Origin of the sequence: Mycobacterium sp. RTGN4, from assembly GCF_033804635.1 — a bacterium.
In the GTDB taxonomy this organism is placed as follows: Bacteria; Actinomycetota; Actinomycetes; order Mycobacteriales; family Mycobacteriaceae; genus Mycobacterium.
On record NZ_JAPZLB010000013.1, the window covers coordinates 80,685 to 105,586 of the forward strand.

Below are 24,902 nucleotides of genomic sequence, written 5' to 3' on the forward strand. Positions count from 1 at the left end.
ATGTCGAGTAATTCAGGCGCCAACGCCATCGAGGTGCGCGGGCTGACCAAGAGGTTCGGATCCGTGCGCGCGCTCGACGGGTTGGACCTCGAGGTGGCCGAAGGCGAGGTGCACGGGTTCCTCGGACCCAACGGCGCTGGCAAGTCGACGACGATCCGCATCCTGCTCGGGTTGGCGCGCGCCGACGGCGGCACTGCACGACTGCTCGGCGGCGATCCGTGGGCCGACGCCGTCGCCTTACACCGCGACATTGCCTACGTCCCAGGCGATGTCACGCTGTGGCCGTCGCTCACCGGCGGGGAGACGATCGATCTGCTGGCCCGTATGCGCGGCGGTATCGACGAGCAGCGTCGTACCGAACTCGTCGAGCGATTCAGTCTGGACCCCACCAAGAAGGCGCGCACCTACTCGAAGGGCAACCGGCAGAAGGTCTCGCTCGTCTCGGCCTTCTCGTCGAACGCCCGGCTGCTGCTGCTGGACGAACCCAGCAGTGGGCTGGACCCGCTGATGGAGAACATCTTTCAGCAGTGCGTCGGCGAGGCCCGCGATCGCGGCGCGACCGTGCTGCTGTCCAGTCACATCCTGGCCGAGACCGAGGCGCTCTGCGATCGCGTAACCATCATTCGCGCGGGCAAGACCATCGAGAGCGGGACGTTGGACTCCATGCGCCACCTTTCGCGCACCTCGATCAAGGCCGAGCTCATCGGCGATCCGGGCGACGTGTCCCGCATCAAGGGCGTCGCCGACGTCAGCATCGAGGGCCACACGCTGCGTGCGCAGGTCGACGCCGAAAGTCTGGGCCAGGTCATCAAAGTGCTCGGCGACGCCGGGGTCCGCACGTTGGTCAGCCAGCCTCCGACGCTCGAAGAGCTGTTCCTTCGGCACTACGACACCACCGCCGCCGACACTCCGGAGGGGGTGCCCGCATGACCGTCCTCGACCGACCACACCGGCCCGCGCACGAGGCGCGAACGAGTGGCTCGAACTTCTCGGGAACCGTTGGGCTGCTTCGGCTCTACCTTCGCCGCGACCGCATCGTGCTCCCGCTGTGGGTGCTGCTGCTGTCGGTGCCGCTGTCCACCGTGTACGTCGGCAGCATCGCCGCGGTGTATCCCACCCAGGCCGAGCGGGCGAGCTTCGCGGCGTCGATCATGGCCAGCCCCGCACAGCGCGCGCTGTACGGCAACATCTACGGCGACAGCCTCGGTGCCACCGGCATCTGGAAGGCAGGCATGTTCCACGTGCTGATCGCCGTCGCCGTGATCTTGACCGTCATCCGACACACCAGGGCTGACGAGGAGACCGGACGCGCGGAGCTCATCGACTCGACCGCGGTCGGCCGCTACGCCAGCCTGTCTGCGGCGCTGACGCTCGCCGGCGGCGCAACGATTCTCACGGGTGTCATCGGCACCGCGGGGCTGCTGACCCTCGACATCCCCGCCGCCGGATCGCTGGCGTTCGGGGCGGCGCTTACGTGTACCGGGCTGGTGTTCACCGCGGTCGCCGCGGTGACGGCGCAACTGTCGCCGAGCGCACGATTCGCGCGGGGAGCGGCGTTCGGCGTACTCGCAGCGGCGTTCACCTTGCGTGCCGTCGGAGACGCGAGTTCGGCCGCAGGCGCACTGTCGTGGTGCTCCCCGCTGGGATGGGCGCTTCAGGTCCGGCCGTATGCGGGCGACCGCTTCTGGGCCCTGTTGCCGTCGTTGGCGCTGACCGCCGTGCTGGTCACGCTCGCCTATCAGCTGTTGGCGCGACGCGACGTCGGGGCGGGCCTGATCGCGGAACGGTCCGGGCCTTCGCGGGCCGGCGCCGGGTTGCACGGCCCCACCAGCCTGGCGTGGCGGTTGAGCCGGGGCTCGCTGATTCTGTGGACCGTCGGGCTGATCCTCTACGGCCTGCTCATCGGCAGCGTGGTCAACGGGATCGGCGACGAGCTCGGCGGCAGCGCCTCGGCGCGTGACATCGTGGGCCGGCTCGGCGGAACCGACGCGATGGAACAGGCGTTCGTCGCGGTGGCGTTCAGCATGCTCGGCATGGTGGCCGCTGCCTTCGCGATCTCGCTGACGCTCCGGTTGCATCAGGAGGAATCCAGTCAGCGCGCCGAGGCCCTGCTGGCAGGCGCGGTGAGCCGCACCCGTTGGCTCGCAAGCCACTTGGCAGTCGCACTGATCGGCTCGGCCTCCGCGATCATGATCGCAGGCCTGGTCGCCGGCCTGACGTACGGAGCCGCCGCCGGTGACGTCGCTGGCAAGCTGCCGACGGTGCTGGGCACCGCGGCGATGCAGCTTCCTGCGGTGTGGCTGTTGTCGTCCGTCACCGTCGCGGTGTTCGGACTGCTCCCCCGGTTCGCTCCGGTGGCATGGGGCGTGCTGGTCGCGTTCATCGCGGTGTATCTGCTTGGCTCGCTGGCGAATTCGCCGCAATGGCTGCTCGACCTCGAACCGTTCACGCACACCCCGAAGGTGGGGTCAGAACAGTTCACCGCTACGCCGCTGGTGTGGTTGCTCGCCATCGATGCCGCACTGATCACCCTGGGCGCCTTCGCCTTCCGGCGCCGCGACCTACGCTGAGGAGGAATCGTGAAGCTCGCATTTCAAATGACGTGTTCGTTGGTATTCGGCATCGTGTTCTTCGGGCTCGCACTCTTCTGGCCCGCCGGGACCTTCCACTACTGGCAGGCCTGGGTCTTCATTGCGATCTTCATGGGGTCGTCCATCGTGCCCAGCGCCTACCTCGCGGTGAACAATCCCGCCGCGCTGCAGCGTCGCCTGCATGCTGGCCCCACTGCGGAAAGCCGACCTGCGCAACGGATCATCATCACCGCGACCGTCCTGCTCGTGGCGGCGACGCTGGTGATCAGCGCATTCGACCATCGGTTCGGATGGTCGACCGTGCCGTTGGCGTTCATCGTCATCGGCGACGTGCTGGTGGCCGTCGGCTTGATAGTCGCCCAACTGGTGATCATCCAAAACGGCTATGCCGCAGCCAAAATCACCGTGGAGGCCGACCAGCCGCTCGTTTCGACGGGACTGTACGGAGTGGTTCGCCATCCGATGTACCTGGGCGTCGTCATCAACATGATCGGAACCCCGCTCGCCCTCGACTCGCTCTGGGGCTTCGTCACGGTCGCGTTGGCCGTGCCGGTGCTGGCCGCACGCATCGTCGACGAGGAGCGCATGCTCGTCGACGAACTCGCCGGTTATCCCGAGTACACGACGCGCGTGCGCTCCCGATTGATTCCGTACATCTGGTAGGAGGACTCGTGAAGATCGCATTGCAGACCGCCGTGGCGTCGGTGCTCGGCATCGGGGCATTCGCCCTGTTGCTCTTCGTGCCGGCTGGAACGCTGAACTGGTGGCAGGCCTGGACCTTCATCGCCGTGTTCACCGTCGCCACCCTGGTCCCCAGCGTCTATCTGGCACGGCACGATCCGGATGCCTTGAAGCGGCGCATGAAGGCGGGTCCGACCAACGAGACGAGGCCCGTGCAACGCGTCGTCATCGCCGTCTGCTTCCTGCTGATCCCCGCCATGTTGGTCATCGCCGGCCTCGACCACCGCTTCGGTTGGTCGACGGTGCCGGTGCCGGTCGTGCTCGTCGGCGACGTGCTGGTGGCGGCCGGACTGGTACTGGCGCAGTACGTGGTGATCCAGAACAGCTATGCCGCAGCGACAATCACCGTCGAGCACGAACAGCCGCTCGTCGACACCGGCTTGTACGGGATCGTGCGGCACCCGCTCTACGTCGGCGCGCTGGTGATGATGGTCGGATCGCCCTTGGCCCTGGGCTCCCTGTGGACCCTGCTGATTCTCATCCCGGGTTTCGTCGCGCTGGCCGTGCGCATCGTCGACGAGGAGAAGATGCTTGCCGAGCAGCTGCCGGGATACCCCTCGTACGCGCAGAAGGTGCGCTATCGGCTGGTGCCCCATGTGTGGTGAACGCTAACCGCGCCACAGTTCCCGAGCCGAGGCGTTTACCCGAACGGGCGGACGTTGCTCGGGCCCGCGTCGCTGTCGCCCGGTTCCACCGGTCCGGATCTGTCTGGGGCGCAAACGAATTCCGTCCCGGAATTGACCTGGACCACGATCCACCGATCGCCGACCATTGACACACCGTCGAAGCAGCCGCTGTGCCTCGTACCCTAGCCGGGACGGTGTCGTGATGCTGGTCTCGTGCGGTATCGCTTATATGCGTTTCCACTGGCGATTCCAAGTGCATCGCCAATTTTGGTCCAACCGATGCCGACTTCGCGGGCGGCATCGACGGCAGCTTGTAGCTCGTCTCGGTCAGCCGAAGCTCCGCCGACAGCCTTCACTCTTTCTCCGGCCGCAGTGATCCGTTGCAGTGCAAGAGCGTGTTGCGTGGGCGCCAATGCTTCCGCGCCGCCTTCGGGCTGTCCCTGCGGGCTACTCATACGTGAAAGCGTCGCGAGCTGAGTTCCTCGGGAACCGGTGTGGGGAACGAGTGCGGACATGTCGACTCCGATCGTTGACGTCGCGGCGCGAGGACACCGACGGACTCACTTGGCCGTGTGGGGCGACCGAATCCTGGCCAGCGGAAACGAGTTCGCGGATAGCACTCACGTAGGTCTCCTTGTCGGGGGAAGTGGGTCAGTCGCGGTGCCCGGCCTGCGCATCGGCGAGACGGGCTTCGAGGCCTGCCAGTTCCACGCGCAACGCCTCGGGCAGCCGCTCGCCAATGCTCTTGTACCACCGATCGATTAGTGCCGTCTCGGTGGTCCACTCAACAAGGTCGACCTTCACGGCGGCCGCGACGGCATCGGTCATCACGCCGAGGCTGCCCAGTCCGTTCAGATCCAAGCTATCGGGTGCCGGAATGTCGCCGATCGGAGTCCGCACCGCGTCGGCGGTGCCCTCGATGCGCTGCAGCGCCCACTTCAGGACGCGGGAGTTCTCGCCGAACCCCGGCCACAGAAAGGCGCCGTCGTCGCCTCGACGAAACCAGTTGACGTAGAAGATCTTCGGCAGCAGCTCGGGGCGGGTTTTGGTACCCATGTCGAGCCAGTGCTGGAAGTAGTCGCCGACGTGGTAACCCAGGAACGGCAGCATCGCCATCGGGTCCCGGCGCACCACCCCGACCGCGCCGACCGCGGCCGCGGTCGTCTCCGAGGATAGCGTCGAGGCCAGGAACACCCCGTGCTGCCAGTTCAGCGACTGTGTCACCAAGGGGACGGTGCTGGCGCGACGCCCGCCGAAGAAGATCGCCGAGATCGGTACCCCGGCTGGGTCGTCCCATTCCGGCGCTACCGTGGGGCTTTGTGCGATGGGCGTGCAGTACCGCGAATTCGGGTGTGCCGCTGGCTCGCTCGATGCGGGGGTCCAATCGCGGCGCTGCCAATCGGTGAGGTGTCGGGGTTTGGTGTCGGTGAGGCCCTCCCACCAGACGTCCCCGTCATCAGTGAGTGCGACGTTGGTGAAGATCGAGTTGCCCCGCTCGATCGTGGCCATCGCATGCGGGTTGGTGTGCGCACCGGTGCCGGGGGCGACGCCGAAGAATCCGGCTTCCGGGTTGGTCGCGTATAGGCGGCCGTCGGCACCGAATCGCATCCAGGCGATGTCGTCGCCGATCGTCTCCGCGGTCCACCCCGCGAGCGTGGGTTCGAGCATCGCGAGGTTGGTTTTCCCGCACGAGGACGGGAACGCCGCGGCGATGTAGTGCACGACGCCTTCCGGTGAGGTGAGTTTGACGATCAGCATGTGTTCGGCCAGCCACCCCTCGTCACTGGCCATCTTCGATGCGATCCTCAGCGAGTAGCACTTCTTGCCCAGAAGGGCGTTCCCGCCGTAGCCCGACCCGTAACTCCAAATGGTGCGGTCCTGCGGGAAATGGGCGATGTACTTGGTGTGGTCACACGGCCACGGCACATCGTCTTGCCCCGGGTAGAGGGGCTTGCCGACCGAGTGCAGGCAGCGCACGAAGTCGGCGCCTGCGACGAGTCTGTCCCAGACGGCAGTTCCCGAGCGGGTCATGATTTGCATGGACACCGCAACGTAGGCCGAGTCTGTGATCTGGACGCCGAATTTGGGTTCGGCGGCATCCAGGGGGCCCATGCAGAAGGCGATCACGTACATGGTGCGCCCGGCCATCGCGCCGCGGTATTCCTCGGTCATCACCGTCTTCATGTCGACGGGGTCCATCCAGTTGTTGGTGGGGCCGGCGTCAGATTCGGCTTCCGAGCAAATGAAGGTGCGGTCTTCGACGCGCGCCACGTCCTCCGGGTCCGAGGCACACCAGAACGAGTTGGGTTTGCGAGGCAACCGCACGAAGGTGCCGCTGTCAACGAGAAGTGTTGTCAGGGTGCGCCATTCGTCATCGGATCCGTCGCACCACACGATTTGGGCGGGCGCGGTGAGTTTGGCGATGCTGTCGACCCACGCGGTGATGTCGGGATGGGTGCTCGGTGCAACGACGGGGTTGGAGATGATTGCGGCAGTCATGGTGTTCCTCGGGATCCGTGGATAAGCGTCTAAGTTCGCACTTTAGAATTTCTGCAACTAATAAGCAGCCTCAACTTCTCGCTTCTGCGGTCCGGTCAGCCCGTAGGGCCGCCGACCAGGTCGGGTACGGGTCGGTCGTCGAGCGTCTCGGCTTGTCCAGCGACCACTCCGGTCAAAATTGCCCGTGCGGTCGCCAGCAGCTCGGCGACCCGCGGCGAGGTCAGCGCATAGGACACCGACAACCCTTCGCGGCGGGCGACGACCAGGCCGGCCCGGCGCAGGATCGACAGCTGTTGAGAGAGGTTGGCCGGCTCGATCCCGATTTCGGGCACCATCTCCGAGACCGCGTGCTCGCGTTCGCTGAGCAGTTCGAGCACCCGGATGCGGGCGGGGTGGCCCAGTGTCTTGAAGAAATCTGCCTTCATCCGATAGAGCGGCTGGCGCGATGCCTCTACCACGGGCTCTCCTCAGGTATCGTCATGCGGGCCGGCGTTCGCCTCGACGCGCACGATGCTGTTTCCCAACATCGTTACTTGCATACCTTAGCAATCTAGCATAATTACTGGTTGTGGGTACTAAATCTCACCGGTTACGTCCGCGGGCCGTAGCGATCGATGTAGGCGCGGTGGATGTGCGCGTCGCGCTTACGGATGTATTCGTCGACGACGTCGGGGTCGAGCCCGTGTTGGGCCAGTCGGTGGCGTCGCCACACCTTGTTGAGCGCGTGCGCGAAGAGGATGAACGGCAGGAAAATCGGCAAGGTCATGCTGGCGTGGACGTACAGCGTTGTCGGGATCAGCCAAAACGGGGCGAGCACCAGAAACGCCGGAATGATGGCGCGGATCATCGTTCGTCGGGTGGCGCCCTTGCCGGCGAGGTCGTTGCGCACCCAGTCGCGCATCGAAGCGGGCAGGACTCGTCCATAGCAGTACGCGATGTACTGCATGGCGGACGGTCGACGGCGTTCTGGCTCGTTGCTCATCGGAACTCCTGGCTGGGGTACGACACTGTCGGCCGTATCGAGCTTCCCGAGCCGGCACGTATTCGATTGATTGCGAATGTTAGCAATCTCGAATGTAGCCGACACATCATGCCCACGCGTCGCGACATTCCTCACACGGCGGCACGCATTTGGGGTACGTCTCTGCAGTGTCCCGACAGGCCCAGCAGGACAGCGTCGGCGCTGGTTAGAGGTCGTTGCCGGCGTAGGACTGGTTGAAACTCTTGTTGGTCAGCGGGAAGTCAGGGACGATCGTGTTAGCCATCGCGACCGGCAGCGCAGGCCAGTTGAACCACGAAGGATCGACGACTTTGGACCGGGTGATCGTGCCGGTGTCGTCGAGTTCGACGCGATGCACGATCGTCCCCCGCCACCCTTCGACGATGCCGACGCCGCTGCGTGCAGCTCCGGGCGGTAGAGGTACGGCGCCGAGATAGTCCAGCCGTGTATCGGCGGCATCGATGAGGTGACGCGCCAGGGCGACCGAGGCCGCGAATTCGTCGCGGCGCACGGTGTAGCGGGCCAGCACGTCCCCGGCGGCCGCGCTGACCGCACTGATCGGCAGCGCGACGGTGGGGTGGTCGAGGCGGGCATCGGTGGCCACACCACTGGCGCGGGCGACGTAACCCAGGCAGCCGAGATCGCGGGCGTGCTCACTGCTGAGAACGGCGGTTCCGGCGAACCGGTCGTAGATCCCGGCATTGCCCAGGGTGAGTGCGGCAACCTCTGCGAGATCCGCGGCGACCGCCTCGAGTTCGTGGGGGTCGGGCAGGACACGCAGGCATACTCCGCCGGGTCGAATCGCGCCACGCAGCAACCGATGACCGGTCACGGCGTCGTTGATCCGCAGGAGCCGTTCGCGGATGCGCTGCGCGTGGCTGTTGGCCAGGGCGAAGCCGACGTCGTTGGCGAGCGCGCCTAGATCGGTGGCGTGGTTGTAGAGCCGTTCGAGTTCGAGCACCAGCGCGCGCAGCCGATGCGCCTCGTCGGGAACTGTGATTCCGAGGGCGTCCTCGATGGCCAGGCTGTGCGCAAGGGCGTGACCCGCGGAGGTGTCGCCGCTGATCCGTTCGGCAAGCTCGATGCCGTCGGTGGCGGCGCGGCCCTGGAAGAGTTTCTCGATGCCGCGGTGGACGAACCAGAGCCGGATCTTAAGGCGCAGAACGGTTTCTCCGACCACCGAGAATCGGAAGTGCCCGGGCTCGATCAGCCCGGCGTGGACCGGTCCGACGGGGATTTCGTAGACGCCGTCGCCGTCGACGGTGAGAAACGGAAAGCCCCCGCTGGCGGCGAAATCCGGTGGCGCGCCTGCGTCGGCGCGCATCGGATGCCAGTCCTCGGGCCAATGCGCGTGACGCACCATGCGCCGCGGTCGCGGGTGCCCGATCAGCTCAATCCCGTAGAGATCCATCAGCTCTCGCTCAAAACGCCCCGCTGGGAACGACATCGAGGCCAGCGAGGGCAGCACCAAGGTGTCGGTCGGCAGGGTGAGGGTGAGTTCTGCGCGTCGTTCGGGCATCCCGGCGAGAAACAGCGACACGATCCGGACCCCGTCCCGGTCGTCGTGGGCGGCCATGAGCGCCAGCCGGTACCCGGCGGCGAGCAATTCCGCTGTCGCGGAGGCGCGTTCGTCGGCGCTGACCGTGCGACTGCTGCGCTGCGCGATCACCGTGGCACCCCGAGTTGCGCTGCGGCAGTGTGAAACAGTGCGGTCAATGAGCCGCCGGTGACCCCCAGCGCGACGCTGGCCGCCACGCCGACGAGCAGCGCGGCGGCGACCGTCACCGGGACCCGGATTGTCGGCGACCCGCTGGCGGGCACCCCGAGGAGTATCAGTCCCGAGTTGCGGACCAGCGCTGCGAACGCGATCACGATCAGTAGCAGAACGACGGCCAGCGCCCAGGCCAGCCGGGCGTCAGCCATCGCCCGCGCGATGGACAGTTCGCTGGCGAACATCGCGAATGGCGGCAACCCGAGCAGCACCAGCATGCCAATCGCGAACGACCCGCCGACCAGGCGGGACCGTCGGATGACGCCAGTGATGTCGGGGATGGCGGTGGAATCGTGCGCAGCCTGCAGTTGCCCGCTGGCCAAGAACAACACCGTCTTGCCAATGCCGTGGGCCAGGACGTGCAGCAGCAGCGCGGCGATCGCGAGTGTGGTCCCGGCCGAGGCGGCGATCGCGATCAGTCCCATGTTCTCCATCGAGGAATAGGCCAGCATCCGTTTCAGGTCGGTGCTCACCGTTAGTAGCAGCGCCGCGACGGCGACGGTGGCCAGCCCGACCGTCAGCAATCCCCAGCGCAGAAACGCCGTTCCGACCGCGACGTCGATGATCGGTTTGATCCGCAGCAGCACCGAGAAGGCGACCGAGAGCAGCACTCCGCTCATCAACGCGGACACCGGAGCGGGCGCCTGGCTGTGTGCGTCGGCCAGCCAGGTATGAAACGGGACCAGCCCGACCTTGGCGCCGTAGCCGATCAGCAGCAACCCGCCGGCCAGCCGGGCGACGCCGGGGTCCAGGCCGCTGGCATGAGCGGTCAGGACGTCTAGATCCAGTGCGTGGCCACTGTCGGCACCGGCGTGCTGGGCGGCGAAATAGAGCAGGATCGTGCCCAGGAACGCCATCGCGATCCCCACCGAGCAGATGATCACGTATTTCCAGGTGGCTTCGAGCGCGGCACGGGTACGGCGGTGCCCGACGAGAAACGCGGTGATCACGGTGGTCGCCTCGATCGCGACCCAGATGACACCAATGTTGTTGGCCGACACCGCCACAACCATCGCCGCCATGAAACCCGGGGTAAGCGTGCCGTACAGGCGTGCGCCCGCGGGATCGGTGTGGCCGTGGTCGAGTTCGGCGTTGATGTAGCCGATGCCGGCCGCGGTACTCAGCGTGCCGACCGCGCCGATGACGATCAGCATCACCACCGACAAGGCGTCGGCCCGCAGCAGTCCGCCGGCGAGCACATGCGGGTGTGATCCGACCTGAAATGCGAGCGCGACCCCGCACCCCAGGATGGTCAGTGCGCCCAGCACGGTGAGGGTGGCAGTCCAACGGCGCCAACCGGCCGCCGCAGTGATCACTGCCGCGCCCAGCTGCACCAAGATCGGTGCGAGTAGAAGTAGCGTCATCAGTCGTGCAGCTCCTGGAGCGCGTCGAGGTCAGCGCCTCCGAACTTGCTACGCAACCGGCCCGTGAGGACACCGATCACGATGACCGCGAACAGCACGTCCAGCGATGCGCCGAACTCTACGATCAGCGGCACTCCGGCCGTCAGCAAGAATGCGCTCGCGGCAATTCCGTTGTCCAGCATGAGGAATCCGGCTGCCTGCGAGATGGCGTGGCGCCGGGTGGCCATCACGAACAGCGCGATCAGGATCACGGCGAACGCGGCGGGGACCGCGCCGGTGGCAGGCCCGGGGTCGAGGTTGACCACGGGGCGGGTGACGGCGAACGCGGTGACCGTGAGCAGCGCCGCAATCAGCAGGGACGCTGTGGTATTGACCAGTGGGGTGGCCTCGCGTTGTCCGTGGTGCTCTGCGCCGAGGGCGCGCATCAACAGCCATGGCAGCAGCACCCCGCGCAGCATGGCGATGGCTGCGCCGACGACGATCAGGGTGGCATCGTGTTCGTGAGCGCCCCGGATGATGGGGATCGCGGCAAGCGCGGCCCCCTGCCACGCGAGCAGCGCGATGATGGAGCGCAGGTCGCGGCGCCACACGATGAGGACGGCGGCCAGGACCAGGGCGCCTGCGGCGAGGTCGATCAAGCTGGCGACGGCGGTGTCGGTCATGATGTCACCCTCATGCCCGGGTGGTGAAGAAATTGGCGGCGGTGACCGCGAGCAGCGCCAACAGGAACGAGCCGGCGAGCAGCTCGGGGACCCGAAACAATCGCAACTTGGCCAGGAACACCTCGGTACCGGCGAGCAGGACGGCCAGGACCGCGACTTTCGCCGCGATCGCGAGGATGCCAATGCCAACGTCCAGTGCGCTTGGATCCGAGCCGGCGATGCCCCACGGGAAGAACAGATTCGCCAGCAGCGCGAGCAGCACCGTCAGACGCATCCCGGAGGCCCATTCGACCACCGCCAGGCGCGGTCCCGCGTATTCGAGGACCATCGCCTCGTGCACCATCGTCAACTCCAGGTGCGTAGCGGGGTTGTCGACGGGAAGTCGGCCCGTTTCGGCGACGATCACCACCACCAGTGCCACGCAGGCGAGCACACCGGGCAGCGACACCGCCTGCGCCGGGTTGTCGACGGTGTGCGCCACGATGGCGCCGAGGTTGGACGACCCGGTGGGAATGGACAGCGCGAACACCGCCAACAAGATGGTGGGTTCCACCAGGGCGGCGATGGTGATCTCGCGGCTGGCGCCCATCCCGCCGAACGAGGTCCCGGTGTCGATGCCAGCCAGGGTCAGCGCGACGGTACCCAGAAACAGCAGTCCGACGACGGCGAACAGATCCGCGACAGGGTCCAGCGGTGAGCCGGTGGCCACCAGCGGCAGCACGGCGACGATGAGCAGCGTCGTTCCGGCCAGGATGGCGGGCGCTGCGCTGAACACCACGGTGGTGCCGTTCGGGGTGAGCTGCTGTTTGCGCAGCTGCTTGCGTAGGTCACGCCACGGCTGCAACACCCCGCCCCCGACGCGGCCCTCCAGCCGGGCCCGGACCTGGCGTGTCATACCGACTAGCACGGGAGCGCCCAGCGCCACGCCCGCGATCTGCGTGAGACCGGCGACATACGACATCACGTTCATCGCGCCACCATCAGGACGATCAGGACCCCAAGTGCGCCGTAGGCGAGGTACAGGTGCACACTGCCGGTATGCGCACGCCGAACACCATTGGCGCACAACATAACCAGCCGTATCGCCGGGGTGTAGAGCAGGTCTTGGACGGCGTCGCTGATCTTGGCGCGGTAGGCGACCTTCGCCACCAGGTACTGCGACTCCTCGAAGGGGGTGACCTCGACGTCGGTATCGGGGCGCAGCACGTCGTCGAACACCCGCTGCAGCGGTTCGGCGAACGAGGTGGCCGTGTATTGCATGCGCGCGGTCAATTCATCCGCGCCGCAAGCCCATAGCGGTAACGCCACCGGCGGTGGGCGCCGACGCGATCCCCACTGGGATGCGAGGACCGCCGCCAGCACCGCGAGAAGCAGGAAGGCAGCGATGAGGCCCGGTGCCATCGACCCGGCAAGCCCGGGCAGATGCAGCACCGTTCCCAAGCCCGACAGATCGGCGCGCGCAGAAGCGGGCAATGCTGCCAGCACTCGCCGCAACGGGGTGGCGAGTACGAACGGCGCGACGGCCAGCACCACGCAGGCGACGGCTGCCGCGACCATTCCGATGAGCATGCTGGCGGGCGCCTCGCGGGCGTCGGCCGCGGCGACGGACCGGGGCCGGGCCAGGAATCCGATGCCGAATGCCTTCACCATGGCCGCCACCCCGAGCCCGGTAGTCAGCGCGACCGCGCCGACCGCCAGCGGCGTGGCCAGCGCCACCACGGTGTTGTGGTCCGGCCCAGCGTGGATCAGCGACTGTACGAGGAGCCACTCACTCACGAACCCCGCACCCAATGGCAGACCAGAGGCGCCCAGCGCAGCCACCCCGAACAGAACTGTGGTGGCGGGCATCCGGCGGGCCAGGCCGCCCAGACGGTCCAGGTCACGCAGCCCGGTCTCGGCGAGCACAGATCCGGCGGCCAGGAAACCGAGGCATTTGAACGCGGCGTGAGCCACTAGATGCAGCAGCGCCGCAGCCATCGCCACCGTGGCCGCCGAGGCCGCGCCCGAGGCGGCCAGCAGCGTCGCCGCGCCGAGCGCGACGGTGATGAGCCCCATGTTCTCCACGGTCGAATAGGCCAGCAGCCGTTTGAGGTCGGTTGCCACCGATGCCTGCAGTACCCCATAGACCGCCGACATCGCGCCGATCGCCAACAGCGTCACTCCCCACCAGCGAGGTCCGGGTCCGAGCAGCTGCAGGTCGATGCGGATGATGCCGTAAATGCCGAGGTTGACCATGGCCGCGCTCATCAACGCCGACACCGGACTGGGTGCCTCGGGGTGGGCACGTGGCAGCCAGGCGTGCAGCGGTAGCAACCCAGCCTTGGACCCGAACCCGGCCAACGTCAGGACGAACACGGCCGTGCGAACCCCCGAAGGTACGGCGGACAGGTCGGCGAAACGGTCGGCACCGCCGGCCGCAGACAGCACCATCAGGCCGAGCAGGATCGCGGCGAACCCGAGCTGGGTCATCACCGCGTAGAAGACTGCCGCCGAGCGCACCGCGGTCCGAGTGTGCTGCGCGGCCACCAGGATCAACGACGCGACTGCCATTAGCTCCCAGGCCAGCAGGAACGTCGACACCGACGCCGCGGCGGGCACCAGCATCATCGCCGCCACGAACAATGGCAGCACCGACAGCGGGACGGCGCCCAAGTGCTCGCGGCGGGCGTACCCGACCGCGTACACCCCGATCGGGACCGCGACCGCACCGGTCAACGCCATGAAGAACCCGCCGAGGGGATCCAGCCGCAGCGCCACGCCGATCAGCGGAACCAACCCGTCGATCTGCACTGAGCGCGGCGGGCCCAGCACCCCGGCTAGCCCGATCCCGACCCCCGCGGCACCTAGCGCAGAGGTCAGCACTCCGCCAGCAGCCGAGCGGAAACCGTTGTGCTGCATGGTGTCCGGGGCGATCTCAGGAGCCGGGTCGACGGTGAGGGTCACCGCCCGGTCACCGATCGCAGTGCGGCCACGATCTGGCTGGGGGTTGGCGGGCAGCCCGGGACCTCGACGTCGACCGGCACCACCTCCCCGACGGCCCCGACCACCCCATAGGCGTCGGCAAACACCCCGCGATTCAAAGCGCAGTCGCCGCAGGCGATCACCACTCGCGGTGCCGGTGTCGCGTCGAGGGTGTTACGCAGAGGCTGCGCCATGTTGCGGGTCACGACGCCCGTCACCAACAGCGCATCGGCGTGCCGCGGGGAGGCCACCAGGCGGGCGCCGAATCGCTCCGCGTCGTAGACGGGTCCGAACGCGCCGGAGATCTCCACCTCGCAGCCGTTGCAGGAACCGGCGTCGACGTGGCGCACCTGTAGCGACCCCACCACCCCGGTGGGGGCATCGACGGCCGCCTCCGGCCGGTCCCCGGCCGCCTCGGTGACGCGGCCCACCCGTGCGATCTTGGCGATCCAGCCCCTCACGTGTCGCCCGCCGAACGCTCAAGCGCGCCAACCTGCTCGTTCACCAGCCCCGCGAGCACCGGCCGGGACTTGAAGAACTCCGCTTTCAGGGCGTCCAGCGATTTCGCCATCCGACGCCCCCTGATGAGTTGTTCAGTACCGCAATCAGTCAATTAAAGAATTTAGCAGGTAAGCATTCACCAGAGTTGCCGCCGCCGCCCTTCGAACCGATGACTGGAGCTCGATTACAGTGCGGTTCAGTTCCGTACGAGCGAAGCGAGCAGCCAGCAGTGAACATGCGACCCGACGGCCAGGCATCGCAACCATCGTCAGGTGGCGTCGCGCGACCCTGCCCTGGCGGTGGCAAGGCTTGGACCGTTGACATCGCCGGCAAGCCCATATGTCCGCGCTGTCGGCGCGCGCTTAGCACCGTCGCAGGCAAGGGGCGGTCCGTGAAGGACACGCCGAAGGTCCCGCCGCACGACAAGCCGCGCGGTAAGTCCACCCGCGATCCGCGATAACAGGTAGGGATCGGGACCCGTTCCAGCCCTCGGGAGTTACCAAGCCGTGACATAACGAACGTTGGACCCGCCAGCAAAAGCTATAACAAAACCAGAGTCTAGTTATAGGTTGCTCTCGTGGATGCAACGAAATTTGTAGCTCCGGATTGGGGTCGCGCGGTATCGACCGGCGGCTCCGCTGCCTACCACGCGTTCGTACCTGCATCGCTACCGCGCAAGCTGACGTTGAAACCCGACACCATCATGCTGCTATCAGACGCCGATGCTGCCTTGGGTCGACTCGCGGGTTCAGGCCGTCTCCTCCCCGACCCGCACCTGCTGGTCAATGCGTACATCACCCGAGAGGCCGTCGCGAGCTCGCGAATCGAGGGCACGCAAGCTTCAGTGACCGAGATCTTCGACGCCGCCGTCACGGACAAGTCACCACGTGCCGATGTCCAGGAGGTGCGGAACTACATCCGCGCCCTCGAACACGGCGTGAGTCGATTGGGCGACGGATTTCCTATCTCCCTGCGCCTGATTCGCGAGATGCACGACCTGCTGCTTACGGGTGTTCGGGGCCACGAACGGACGCCTGGACATTTCCGCCAGAGCCAGAATTGGATCTCATCGCCAGACAACCGACCAAGCACGGCGCGCTTCGTCCCACCGACGGTGGAGGAGATGTGGAAGGCCCTCGACGATTGGGAGAAATACCTGCACGACGAGCAGCCCAAGCTGCCGCTCCTGATCCGTTGCGCACTCTTGCACTATCAATTCGAAACGATCCACCCGTTCCTCGACGGCAACGGGAGACTCGGCCGACTTTTCATCGTGCTCTATCTCGTCACGACCAGCCGACTGCCGACTCCCCTGCTATATATCTCGAGCTACTTCGACCAGCGCAAGGGCGAATACTACGACCGCCTGCAATTCGTCCGTGAGCGCGGCGAGATCGATCAATGGCTGGACTTCTTTCTCGCCGGCGTCGCAGTGCAGGCCGCGGATGCGATCAACCGTGCCGAGGAGCTGGCCGACCTGCGCGAGCAATACCGGCTACGACTGCAAGGAAGCCGCAGTCGCGCAATCGAAGTGGTTGACCTACTTTTCGCGAATCCCGTGTTGACCGTCAAGGCCGTCCAACGCAGGCTCGGGATGAGCCAGCCGGGTGCAACAAACCTCCTTCGCACCCTCGCCACCGCCGACATCGTGACCGAAGTCGGCGAGGGCCCGGGAACACGACACCGCTGGTTCGGCGACGACATCCTGCGCGTGCTGGACCCGCAACCGCCCGCCAGGGAAAGCTAGCCAGCCGGGGACGTCGGAGAAGAACGGTGGCTCATCGAGCAATCTAGTTTCAAAGCTCGGGTCGGGACACATTGCCCGCCGCATACTGAATCCATGGAACTGCTCACCGGCCTTGGCTTGGCGAGCGCTGCCGGCCTCAACGCCTACATCCCGCTGTTGGCGATGGGACTGTTGGGCCGATTCACGCATTTGGTGAACCTTCCGCACGGCTGGGTCTGGCTCGAGAACGGCTGGGTGCTGACGATCGTCGCGGCCCTCCTAGTGGTCGAGGTCGTCGCCGACAAGATCCCCGCGCTCGACAGCGTCAACGACGTGGTTCAGACCGTCGTTCGTCCGACCGCGGGTGGCATCGTGTTCGGCGCGGGCACTGCGGCGCAGACCGCCGCCGTCACCGACCCGGGCGCTTTCGTGTCTGCCGGCCACTGGATTCCGGTCGCGATCGGCGTCGTGGTGGCCCTGGTCATGCACCTGACCAAGACCGCGGTGCGGCCGGTCGCCAACGTCGCGACGGCGGGCGTGGCCGCGCCGGTGTTGAGCACCTTCGAGGACGTCACGAGCATCGGGTTGGTGTTCGTGGCCATCCTGCTGCCCGTGCTGGTATTGGTGGTGCTGGTCGTGATCGCCTGGGCCGCAGTGTCTTTGTGGCGACGTCGGCGGCGCAAGCAGCGGGCGCAGCCCGCCTAGCTTGCGTCAGACCCAGACACCCTTGCCGACGGCGACAACGCCGCCTGCGCTGATCGCGTAGCGCTCGCGGTCCTTCTCCAGGTCGACGCCAACCATCTCGCCAGGCCCGACGACGACGTTCTTGTCCAGGATCGCGTGCCGCACCACCGCGCCACGACCAATACGAGTGCCCGGCATCAGCACGCTTCCTTCGACGATGGCGCCATCGTCGACGACCACGTTGCTGGACAGCACCGAATTGCGCACCGAGGCAGCCGAGATGATGCTGCCCGCCCCGACCACCGACTCCTGCGCCGAACCGCCGTTGACGAACTTCGCAGGGGCAAGGTTGTCGGACTCCCCCTGGATCGGCCAGCGCCGGTTGTAGAGGTTGAACACCGGATGGACCGACACCAGGTCCATGTGCGCGTCGTAGAACGCGTCGAGTGTGCCGACATCGCGCCAATACCCGTGGTCACGCTCGGTAGCGCCGGGCACCTGGTTGTCGTTGAAGTCGTAGACGGCGGCCATCCCATCGGCGACGAGCCGCGGAATGATGTCGCCGCCCATGTCGTGATCGGAGTGGTCGTCGTCGGCGTCGGCACGGATGGCGTCGACGAGCACCTTCGTGGTGAAGATGTAATTGCCCATCGACGCGAAGGTCTGCTCGGGATCGTCGGGCGTCCCTGGCGGGTCGGCCGGCTTCTCGACGAACTCGCGGATGCGCCCCGATTCGTCCGCATCGATGCACCCGAACGCGCTGGCTTCAGATCGCGGCACCCGTATGCCGGCGACCGTGGCGCCCGCGCCGCTGTCGATGTGGAACTGGACCATCTGCTCGGGGTCCATCCGATAGATGTGGTCGGCACCGAACACGACGACGTAATCGGGGTCTTCGTCGTAGATGAGGTTGAGCGATTGCAGGATCGCGTCGGCAGAGCCGGTATACCAGCGCGGCCCGAGTCGCTGCTGCGCGGGCACCGGCGTGATGTACTCGCCCGCAAGCCCCGAAAGCCGCCAGTTCTGCGAGATATGTCGATCCAGCGAATGCGACTTGTATTGCGTGAGAACGCAGATCCGCAAGTAGCGGGCGTTGACGAGATTCGACAGTACGAAATCGATGAGCCGGTAGGCGCCGCCGAAGGGCACCGCCGGCTTGGCACGGTCTGCGGTCAGCGGGTAGAGCCGTTTGCCCTCGCCGCCGGCCAGCACGATGCCCAGCACGTGTGGCAGTTCCCTCATGCGTCAAACCTATCGGCCACCAGGGGTCGCGGCTAGCCATTCGCACTATTGACCGCGTGTCCTTTGGGCTGTAGGTCAACGCAATTGAGTTCAGCAGCCCTCAAGGACCTCGGCGGTCCATTACGGTCGTAACCATGCGAGTGGCGATGATGACTCGGGAGTATCCGCCAGAGGTATACGGCGGCGCAGGCGTACACGTCACCGAACTCGTCGCCCAACTGAGACATCTGTGCGAGGTCGACGTGCACTGCATGGGGCAACCGCGGGACACCGCGATCGTCGCGCAACCCGATCCCGCACTGGCTGGGGCCAACGCGGCACTGGTGACGCTGTCCGCCGACCTGAACATGGTCAACGACGCCGCGTCGGCCACGGTGGTCCACTCGCACACCTGGTACACCGGCCTCGCCGGTCACCTCACCGCGCTGTTGCACGGGATTCCCCATGTGCTGACGGCGCATTCGCTGGAACCGATGCGTCCGTGGAAGGCCGAACAACTCGGCGGCGGATACCGGGTGTCGTCCTGGGTGGAGCGCACCGCCGTCGAGGCCGCCGATGCCGTGATCGCCGTCAGCGCAGGCATGCGGGAAGACGTGCTGAGCACCTACGCCGCGCTCGACCCCAGCCGCGTCCACGTGGTGAAGAACGGAATCGACACCGACGTCTGGTATCCGGCCGCGCCCTCCGCGCAGGGTTCGGTGCTGGCCGACCTTGGCGTCGACCCGGCCAAGCCCATCGTGGCCTTCGTCGGCAGGATCACACGGCAGAAGGGCGTCGCTCACCTGGTCGCAGCCGCGCACCACTTTGCGCCGGACGTTCAGCTGGTGCTGTGCGCGGGCGCCCCCGATACGCCGGAGATCGCTGCCGAGGTGGCCGGAGCGGTGCAGGAACTCGCACGGGCGCGCACCGGCGTGTTCTGGGTCCAGGAGATGCTGCCGACGGACAAGATCCGCGAAATACTCTCGGCGGCAGCTGTTTTCGTATGTCCATCAGTCTATGAGCCGCTCGGCATCGTCAACCTCGAAGCGATGGCGTGCAGTACGGCGGTCGTCGCCTCCGACGTCGGAGGCATTCCAGAGGTGGTGGACGACGGGCGGACCGGGCTGCTGGTGCACTACGAGCCCGCGAACACCGGACACTTCGAGCAGGAACTGGCGTACGCCGTCAACACCCTCGTCGCCGAGCCAGGCCGCGCCGAGGAGTTCGGGCGGGCCGGACGTCAGCGGTGCATCGCCGAATTCTCATGGGCGCACATCGCCGAACAGACGTTGGAGATTTACCGCAAGGTGACCGCGTAGCGACGCAGTCGGCCCCGCGCAGCGGATCGGCGCGGTTCCGTCCGTGTGAACATTCCCGCGCCGCAAGAACTAGCTGGTGACACCCTTGAGTTCGTCGCCGAGTGCGGCGGCTTCGTCGGGCGTCAGCTCGACGACGAGTCGACCGCCACCTTCCAGTGGTACTCGCATCACGATGCCTCGCCCCTCCTTGGTTGCCTCCAACGGGCCGTCTCCGGTCCGGGGCTTCATCGCCGCCATCGAGTGCTCCCTCCAACGTGAGCCGGGCCGCGTCAACGGATCCGGTAGAGGCCGAGACCGTCCACCCGTCGACAGCTCCCGGCACTGAACTGCATCTGATCTAGCACCATTGTTCCCTATCCATCGCATTGCGTGTGCAAAGACCCGGCTATGGACGGGTGGAGCGCCCGCGTCACACCGCCCCGGAGGGCGGCGCCACCCAGCAAGAGGCCAGGTGGTCATCGACCATTCCGGTCGCCTGCATGAGCGCATAGGCCGTCGTCGGACCCACGAACTTGAATCCGCGCCGCTTGAGTTCCTTTGCCATCGCGGTCGACTCCGGGCTGACGGCGGGCACGTCCGACAACTGCGCGGGACGACGGCGCGAGGGCGGAGCGAACGACCAAAGCAGTTCGCCGAGTTCGACGTCCAGGTCGGCTGCCACGCGGGCGTTGGCGATGGTGGCGTCGACCTTCGCGCGGTTGCGGACGATGCCCTCGTCGGCCATCAGCCGTTCGACGTCGCGGTCGGTGAACCGCGCGACCTTCGCAATGTCGAAGTCCTTGAAGGCGCGCCGGAAGTTGTCCCGCTTGCGCAGGATGATGAGCCACGAAAGTCCACTTTGAAAGGCCTCGAGGGACATCCGCTCGAACAGCTGCTGATTACCGTGCAGCGGCTGCCCCCACTCGGTGTCGTGGTAGTCGCGGTACAGGATCGAATCGGCTGTCGCGCCGCGCGATCCGGATGCCACCGCCCACCCGCAGCGGGTCTTGCCGTCGTCGACGACGAAGTCCGTCACGACTCGGGTCCGTCGTCCGACAGCGCATGCGTGCCCTCCGGACGATCCTCGGTGGCCGAGTCGGGTGCGCTCGCCGATCCGGCAGGCACCGAGGAGAGTTCGTCGTGCAATGCGTGCGCGCCCTCGGCACGATCCTCGTAGCCGTGGTCCTCCGCGATGCCGTATGCCGCGTGGACTGCGGACAGTTCGCCACGCAGCAGGTCGAGCTCCTGCCCCAACCGGTCCAGCACCCAGTCGACCTCGCTGGTCTTGTAGCCGCGGAACGTCTGGGTGAACTTGACGGCGTCGACGTCCTCACCGGTGACTCCGGAAGCGGGTAGCACCGTGGCGGTGGTCGCGCGGGGCAACGGTGGCAGCCGTTCACCTCGGCCGAAGAGCACGCTGCCCACGCCGAACAACACGATGGCCACCAGGATCAGCACGACCAGGTACAGCAGAATCATGGTCACGGCGTCGATACTGCCCTAACCCGCCGACAGCGCGCGTCCCGGCCGCTTAGCGCGGCCGCAGGGTCACCATCGGCGGACGGTCGGCCAGCGAGACCGTCGAGGACCGCGGCGTGTAGTCGTCGCCGTCGGCAAAGAACTGAGTCAGCCCGACTCCGGAATCGGGGATGCCGCAGCGGGACAGCAAGGTGGCGATCACCTGTCGGCTCATCGACGCCAGCTCGGTCAGCGGTCGGTTGCGGTGCGTGCGCACGCCGAGGTTCACCTGTGCGATCCCGTCCAGCCCGAGGCGGTCATAGGCGTCGATCAGCAACCCGATCTCGACACCGTAGGCAGGCGCGAACGGCACCGCGGTCAGCAGTTCGCGGGTGCCTGCGTACTCGCCGCCCAGCGGCTGCAGCACGCACGTCAACTCCGGGCGCAACGCGGCCAGCAGCGGGCGGGCGACGAGCTCGGTGACCCGTCCGCCGCCGTTGGCGTCCTCACTGCCACTGACCTTCAACGGGCGGCGGTAGAAGCCCTTGACGAGGTGTACCCCGTCGGTCGTCAGCAGTGGCCCAAGCAGCTTGGGCACGAACATCGGATCGGGATCGATCAGGTCCGAGTCGACGAAGACGATCAGGTCGCCGGTGGTCACCGCGAGCGAACGCCAGAGCACCTCGCCCTTGCCCGGCTGAGGTTCGACCTCGGGCAGCGCGACCTCGCGGCTGATCACCTTGGCGCCCGCGGCGAGCGCCCGGATCTCGGTGTCGTCGGTCGAGCCGGAGTCCAGCACGACGATCTCGTCGACCAGCCCACCGAGCAGCGGAGTGATGGTCTCGACCACCGAGCCGACGGTCTCCTCCTCGTTGAGTGCAGGAAGGACGACGGACACGGTGCGTCCGGCCTTGGCCGCAACGAGTTCGGCGATGGTCCAATCCGGCCTGCGCCAGGTGTGATCTGTCAGCCAGCGATGGTTCGCTACGGCATCGGCTGCGTCGAGTTCAGGTGTCAAGCTCATGCCAGTCCCCTCACGGTCCGCGTCGGTGGACGCACGCCCTGGATCGACGCGACCATTTCCAGCACGCGTCGAGTGGGCCCCACCTCGTGCACTCGGAACATCGCGGCGCCTGCCTCGGCGGCAAGCGCCGTCGCGGCCAGGGTGCCCTCGAGGCGTTCGGTCAAGCCCACACCCAGAGTCTCCCCGACGAAATCCTTGTTACTCAGCGCCATCAGTACAGGCCATCCGGTATTTACAAGATCTTTTACGTGGCGCAACAAACTAAGACCATGATGAGTGTTCTTACCGAAATCATGAGTCGGATCGATGAGGACGGCGTCGCGCGCCACCCCCGCAGCGACGGCGCGCTGCGCCGCGTCGGTGACCTCGGCGATCACGTCGTCGACTACCCCACGCTCAGAGGTGCCGTAGTTGACCCGGAACGGCCTGGTCCTGGGGGTCGCGCCGCCGGTGTGCGAACACACCAGGCCCGCCCCGAACTCGGCGGCGACCTCGGCCAATCCGGGATCCGCCCCGGCCCAGGTGTCGTTGATCAGGTCAGCGCCGGCCGCGCAGGCCTGCTTGGCGACTGATGCGCGCCAGGTGTCGACGCTGATCAGCTGATCGGGGAAGGTGGCCCGCAACCACTCGATGAACGGCACGACGCGGGCGGTCTCCTCGTCGGCGTCCACGTCGCTGCCAGGGCCTGCCTTGACCCCGCCGACGTCGACGACGTCAGCGCCCTCGTCGATGACCCGGTGGGCGGCCGCCTTGGCTGCCTCGTCGGTGAACGTGGCGCCGCGGTCGTAGAAGGAGTCGGGCGTCCGGTTCACGATGGCCATGATCATGGCGCGATCGCCTGCCACCGGGCGACCCAGAAACGTCGACTGCACGCCTACCAGGCTACTTGCGCCTCACCAACTTGCGATTTGTGGAGTTTTTTCGGCGGTGCGCGCCGCTCAGACCCCACAAAGCGCTCAGGACTTGGGGCGTTTGCCGTCGACCACTTCGGACGGGTAGTCGTCGTAGAACTCGACATAGCCCTCGTCGCGGCCGGCCAGCACGTAGACCGGATCGTCGAGCTTCCCGGCATCCTCGTCGCCCTCGCCGGTGTTCCCGCCGTATCCCTGCTTGCGCAGGTCGACCTTCTGGCTCTTGAATGTCGACGTGTGGGCCAGTTCGGCCGCGACCCTGACGAACAGCGGCACCGCGTACGCGGGCAGGTGTTGGTAGGCCGCCTTGGCCAGCGCCTTACCGTCGAACTCCTGGCCATCCTTCAGCTGGATCGCGGCCATGCCGGCCTTGCCGCCTGCACCCTCCACCTCGACGCCGAAGACGGTGGCCTCCTCGACCTGCGGGTCGGTCGAGATGGCGGCCTCCACCTCGGTGGTGGCGACGTTCTCGCCCTTCCAGCGGAACGTGTCGCCAAGACGGTCGGTGAACGCAGCGTGGCCGAACCCCTGCGAGCGCATGAGATCGCCGGTGTTGAACCACACGTCGTCGTCCTTGAAGGCGCCGCGGACCAACTTCTTCTCCGTGGCCTCCTTGTCGGTGTAGCCGTCGAACGGCTGGAAGCTGCTGACCTTCGACAACAGCAGCCCTGGCTGCCCCGTCTTGACCTTGCGTACGCGGCCGTCCTGCCCGCGCGCCGGTCCCCCGGTCTCGTCGTCGTACTCGACGAAGGCGATGGGCGACGGGCAGATACCCGTCGTCTTGTCGACGTTGAACACGTTGAGGAAGGCGGTGTTGCCCTCACTCGCCGCGTAGAACTCGCAGACCCGCGCGATACCGAAGCGCTTGGTGAACTCGTCCCAGATCGCCGGGCGCAACCCGTTGCCCGCGATCACCCGGACGTGATGCTTGCGATCGGTCGGCTTGGGCGGCTGGTTGAGCAGATAGGCGCAGATCTCTCCGATGTACACGAACGCCGTTGCGTCATAGCGGATCACGTCGTCCCAGAACTTCGACGCCGAGAACGACTTGCCAAGGGCCAGTGTCGAACCCGAGTTGAGCACCGACGACAGCGCCACCGTCAACGCGTTGTTGTGATAGAGCGGCAGGCAGCAGTACAGGGTGTCGTCGGTGGTCAGCCTCATCCCAAGGCCGCCGAACCCGGCCAGGGCGCGCAGCCACCGGTAGTGGGTCATGACGCTGGCCTTCGGCATCCCGGTCGTGCCCGAGGTGAAGATGTAGAACGCCTTGTCCTTGGCGAGCACGGCCGCGGTGGTGGCCGGATTGGTGGCAGGCGCCGACGCCGACAACTGCTGAAGCTCGTCGAGCGTCATCAATCCGTTGGTGTCGGCTTCACTTTCGCTGATCGGCTCGATGAAGTCGGTCTCTGCGACGACGGTCTTCGCACCGAGCAGGCCGATGCTGTGCGCCAGCACCTTGCCGCGTTGGTGGTAGTTGAGCATTCCCGCGACAGCCCCGCATTTGACCACCGCGAGCATCAGCAGCACCGAATGCGGCGAGTTGCGAAGCATGACGCCGACGACGTCGCCGTGCCCCACGCCGCGCGCGGCGAGCACCGCGGCGTAGCGGTTGACGGTCTCGTTGGCCTCGCGATAGGTCAACTGTTGGTCTTCGAACTTGATGAACAGCTTGTCGCCGTAGCGGGCGGCCCGTTCTTGAAACACCTTGCCGATCGACGTCTTTGCCGTCGGACGAGCGCCGAAGCCGGTGATCACGCCGCGCACGATGACTGGCGCGTCCATCAGCAGACCTGGCAACTTCGTCGCGATGTCAAGCAGGCCGACGTTGCTACGGGTGCCCGATGTGTCGTCACTCACGGTTCAA

Annotated in this window: 23 protein-coding genes; 7 read left to right on the forward strand and 16 right to left on the reverse strand. The window is 66.6% G+C overall.

The window, feature by feature from the left end; all coding sequences use genetic code 11:
• From SLQ30_RS24600 to SLQ30_RS24615, 4 genes are read left to right on the forward strand one after another with little or no spacing between them, the layout of a single operon-like run.
• Complete coding sequence (locus SLQ30_RS24600) at positions 1 to 930, forward strand: ABC transporter ATP-binding protein (RefSeq protein ID WP_319449404.1); 930 nt, start codon at positions 1 to 3, stop codon at positions 928 to 930.
• On the forward strand, positions 927 to 2,570 hold the full coding sequence (locus SLQ30_RS24605) for an ABC transporter permease (RefSeq protein ID WP_319449405.1): 1,644 nt from the start codon (positions 927 to 929) through the stop codon (positions 2,568 to 2,570). The genes SLQ30_RS24600 and SLQ30_RS24605 overlap by 4 nt, the downstream gene beginning before the upstream one ends.
• Before the next feature lie 9 nt (positions 2,571 to 2,579).
• Positions 2,580 to 3,254: an isoprenylcysteine carboxylmethyltransferase family protein gene (locus SLQ30_RS24610; RefSeq protein WP_319449406.1), complete on the forward strand. Its 675-nt coding sequence runs from the start codon at positions 2,580 to 2,582 to the stop codon at positions 3,252 to 3,254.
• An 8-nt stretch (positions 3,255 to 3,262) separates the two neighbouring features.
• Positions 3,263 to 3,937 carry an isoprenylcysteine carboxylmethyltransferase family protein gene (locus tag SLQ30_RS24615; RefSeq protein ID WP_319449407.1) on the forward strand — a complete coding sequence of 225 codons (675 nt, stop codon included), beginning with the start codon at positions 3,263 to 3,265 and terminating at the stop codon, positions 3,935 to 3,937.
• 672 nt (positions 3,938 to 4,609) lie between these two features.
• On the opposite strand, the gene SLQ30_RS24620 is transcribed toward SLQ30_RS24615, so the two are convergent.
• The 9 genes from SLQ30_RS24620 to SLQ30_RS24660 all read right to left on the reverse strand — a co-directional run bounded on the left by SLQ30_RS24620 (position 4,610) and on the right by SLQ30_RS24660 (position 14,676).
• Positions 4,610 to 6,457, reverse strand: a complete 1,848-nt coding sequence (locus SLQ30_RS24620) for a phosphoenolpyruvate carboxykinase (GTP) (protein WP_319449408.1) — start codon at positions 6,455 to 6,457, stop codon at positions 4,610 to 4,612.
• A 95-nt stretch (positions 6,458 to 6,552) separates the two neighbouring features.
• A complete protein-coding gene (locus SLQ30_RS24625) occupies positions 6,553 to 6,915 on the reverse strand; it encodes a metalloregulator ArsR/SmtB family transcription factor (RefSeq protein ID WP_319449409.1) in 363 nt (120 codons plus the stop codon).
• Between the two features lie 131 nt (positions 6,916 to 7,046).
• On the reverse strand, positions 7,047 to 7,439 hold the full coding sequence (locus SLQ30_RS24630; RefSeq protein ID WP_319449410.1) for a DUF5313 domain-containing protein: 393 nt from the start codon (positions 7,437 to 7,439) through the stop codon (positions 7,047 to 7,049).
• Positions 7,440 to 7,644: 205 nt separating this feature from the next.
• Positions 7,645 to 9,126, reverse strand: a complete 1,482-nt coding sequence (locus SLQ30_RS24635; protein ID WP_413468176.1) for an NADH-quinone oxidoreductase subunit C — start codon at positions 9,124 to 9,126, stop codon at positions 7,645 to 7,647.
• Complete coding sequence (locus SLQ30_RS24640; RefSeq protein ID WP_319449411.1) at positions 9,123 to 10,592, reverse strand: proton-conducting transporter membrane subunit; 1,470 nt, start codon at positions 10,590 to 10,592, stop codon at positions 9,123 to 9,125. The genes SLQ30_RS24635 and SLQ30_RS24640 overlap by 4 nt, the downstream gene beginning before the upstream one ends.
• The gene (locus tag SLQ30_RS24645) at positions 10,592 to 11,254 is read right to left on the reverse strand and encodes a hypothetical protein (RefSeq protein WP_319449412.1); all 663 of its coding nucleotides are present in this window, start codon (positions 11,252 to 11,254) and stop codon (positions 10,592 to 10,594) included. The genes SLQ30_RS24640 and SLQ30_RS24645 overlap by 1 nt, the downstream gene beginning before the upstream one ends.
• Before the next feature lie 10 nt (positions 11,255 to 11,264).
• Positions 11,265 to 12,215, reverse strand: a complete 951-nt coding sequence (locus SLQ30_RS24650) for a respiratory chain complex I subunit 1 family protein (RefSeq protein WP_319449503.1) — start codon at positions 12,213 to 12,215, stop codon at positions 11,265 to 11,267.
• 5 nt (positions 12,216 to 12,220) lie between these two features.
• Entirely contained in the window at positions 12,221 to 14,152 is a 1,932-nt protein-coding gene (locus SLQ30_RS24655) for a proton-conducting transporter membrane subunit (protein WP_319449504.1), read from the reverse strand.
• Between the two features lie 41 nt (positions 14,153 to 14,193).
• Positions 14,194 to 14,676 carry an NADH-quinone oxidoreductase subunit NuoB gene (locus SLQ30_RS24660; protein ID WP_319449413.1) on the reverse strand — a complete coding sequence of 161 codons (483 nt, stop codon included), beginning with the start codon at positions 14,674 to 14,676 and terminating at the stop codon, positions 14,194 to 14,196.
• A gap of 617 nt (positions 14,677 to 15,293) precedes the next feature.
• Between SLQ30_RS24660 and SLQ30_RS24665 the strand changes: the two genes are divergently transcribed.
• Together SLQ30_RS24665 and SLQ30_RS24670 are read left to right on the forward strand one after the other, a co-directional pair.
• The gene (locus tag SLQ30_RS24665) at positions 15,294 to 16,463 is read left to right on the forward strand and encodes a Fic family protein (RefSeq protein WP_319449414.1); all 1,170 of its coding nucleotides are present in this window, start codon (positions 15,294 to 15,296) and stop codon (positions 16,461 to 16,463) included.
• 93 nt (positions 16,464 to 16,556) lie between these two features.
• Positions 16,557 to 17,147: a DUF4126 domain-containing protein gene (locus SLQ30_RS24670; RefSeq protein WP_319449415.1), complete on the forward strand. Its 591-nt coding sequence runs from the start codon at positions 16,557 to 16,559 to the stop codon at positions 17,145 to 17,147.
• A gap of 6 nt (positions 17,148 to 17,153) precedes the next feature.
• On the opposite strand, the gene glgC is transcribed toward SLQ30_RS24670, so the two are convergent.
• Positions 17,154 to 18,368: a glucose-1-phosphate adenylyltransferase gene (glgC, locus tag SLQ30_RS24675; RefSeq protein ID WP_319449416.1), complete on the reverse strand. Its 1,215-nt coding sequence runs from the start codon at positions 18,366 to 18,368 to the stop codon at positions 17,154 to 17,156.
• Between the two features lie 134 nt (positions 18,369 to 18,502).
• Here glgC and glgA point away from each other — a divergent pair, with 134 nt between their 5' ends.
• The gene (gene glgA, locus SLQ30_RS24680) at positions 18,503 to 19,666 is read left to right on the forward strand and encodes a glycogen synthase (RefSeq protein ID WP_319449417.1); all 1,164 of its coding nucleotides are present in this window, start codon (positions 18,503 to 18,505) and stop codon (positions 19,664 to 19,666) included.
• A 69-nt stretch (positions 19,667 to 19,735) separates the two neighbouring features.
• Here the strand turns inward: glgA and SLQ30_RS24685 are convergent, their stop codons facing one another.
• The 6 genes from SLQ30_RS24685 to fadD6 all read right to left on the reverse strand — a co-directional run bounded on the left by SLQ30_RS24685 (position 19,736) and on the right by fadD6 (position 24,895).
• Positions 19,736 to 19,903, reverse strand: coding sequence for a DUF3117 domain-containing protein (locus SLQ30_RS24685; RefSeq protein ID WP_003406247.1), 168 nt, complete (start codon positions 19,901 to 19,903; stop codon positions 19,736 to 19,738).
• 172 nt (positions 19,904 to 20,075) lie between these two features.
• Entirely contained in the window at positions 20,076 to 20,681 is a 606-nt protein-coding gene (locus SLQ30_RS24690) for a DNA-3-methyladenine glycosylase I (RefSeq protein WP_319449418.1), read from the reverse strand.
• Positions 20,678 to 21,130 (reverse strand): DivIVA domain-containing protein, encoded by a 453-nt coding sequence (locus tag SLQ30_RS24695; RefSeq protein WP_319449419.1) that lies wholly within the window; start codon positions 21,128 to 21,130, stop codon positions 20,678 to 20,680. The genes SLQ30_RS24690 and SLQ30_RS24695 overlap by 4 nt, the downstream gene beginning before the upstream one ends.
• Positions 21,131 to 21,176: 46 nt before the next feature.
• The gene (locus tag SLQ30_RS24700; RefSeq protein WP_319449420.1) at positions 21,177 to 22,127 is read right to left on the reverse strand and encodes a glucosyl-3-phosphoglycerate synthase; all 951 of its coding nucleotides are present in this window, start codon (positions 22,125 to 22,127) and stop codon (positions 21,177 to 21,179) included.
• Positions 22,124 to 22,954, reverse strand: coding sequence for a dihydropteroate synthase (folP, locus tag SLQ30_RS24705; RefSeq protein ID WP_319449505.1), 831 nt, complete (start codon positions 22,952 to 22,954; stop codon positions 22,124 to 22,126). Before folP ends, SLQ30_RS24700 begins: the two co-directional genes overlap by 4 nt.
• Before the next feature lie 129 nt (positions 22,955 to 23,083).
• A complete protein-coding gene (gene fadD6 / locus SLQ30_RS24710; RefSeq protein ID WP_319449421.1) occupies positions 23,084 to 24,895 on the reverse strand; it encodes a long-chain-acyl-CoA synthetase FadD6 in 1,812 nt (603 codons plus the stop codon).
• Positions 24,896 to 24,902: the final 7 nt, after the last annotated feature.

Coding starts and splice junctions, on each gene's coding strand:
- SLQ30_RS24650 (WP_319449503.1), bottom strand. CDS start 12,215: ATGTCGTATGTCGCCGGTCTCACGCAGATCGCGGGCGTGGCGCTGGGC.
- SLQ30_RS24655 (WP_319449504.1), bottom strand. CDS start 14,152: ATGCAGCACAACGGTTTCCGCTCGGCTGCTGGCGGAGTGCTGACCTCT.
- SLQ30_RS24600 (WP_319449404.1), top strand. CDS start 1: ATGTCGAGTAATTCAGGCGCCAACGCCATCGAGGTGCGCGGGCTGACC.
- SLQ30_RS24670 (WP_319449415.1), top strand. CDS start 16,557: ATGGAACTGCTCACCGGCCTTGGCTTGGCGAGCGCTGCCGGCCTCAAC.
- SLQ30_RS24700 (WP_319449420.1), bottom strand. CDS start 22,127: ATGAGCTTGACACCTGAACTCGACGCAGCCGATGCCGTAGCGAACCAT.
- folP (WP_319449505.1), bottom strand. CDS start 22,954: ATGATCATGGCCATCGTGAACCGGACGCCCGACTCCTTCTACGACCGC.
- glgA (WP_319449417.1), top strand. CDS start 18,503: ATGCGAGTGGCGATGATGACTCGGGAGTATCCGCCAGAGGTATACGGC.
- glgC (WP_319449416.1), bottom strand. CDS start 18,368: ATGAGGGAACTGCCACACGTGCTGGGCATCGTGCTGGCCGGCGGCGAG.
- SLQ30_RS24620 (WP_319449408.1), bottom strand. CDS start 6,457: ATGACTGCCGCAATCATCTCCAACCCCGTCGTTGCACCGAGCACCCAT.
- SLQ30_RS24605 (WP_319449405.1), top strand. CDS start 927: ATGACCGTCCTCGACCGACCACACCGGCCCGCGCACGAGGCGCGAACG.
- SLQ30_RS24645 (WP_319449412.1), bottom strand. CDS start 11,254: ATGACCGACACCGCCGTCGCCAGCTTGATCGACCTCGCCGCAGGCGCC.
- SLQ30_RS24640 (WP_319449411.1), bottom strand. CDS start 10,592: ATGACGCTACTTCTACTCGCACCGATCTTGGTGCAGCTGGGCGCGGCA.
- SLQ30_RS24685 (WP_003406247.1), bottom strand. CDS start 19,903: ATGGCGGCGATGAAGCCCCGGACCGGAGACGGCCCGTTGGAGGCAACC.
- SLQ30_RS24630 (WP_319449410.1), bottom strand. CDS start 7,439: ATGAGCAACGAGCCAGAACGCCGTCGACCGTCCGCCATGCAGTACATC.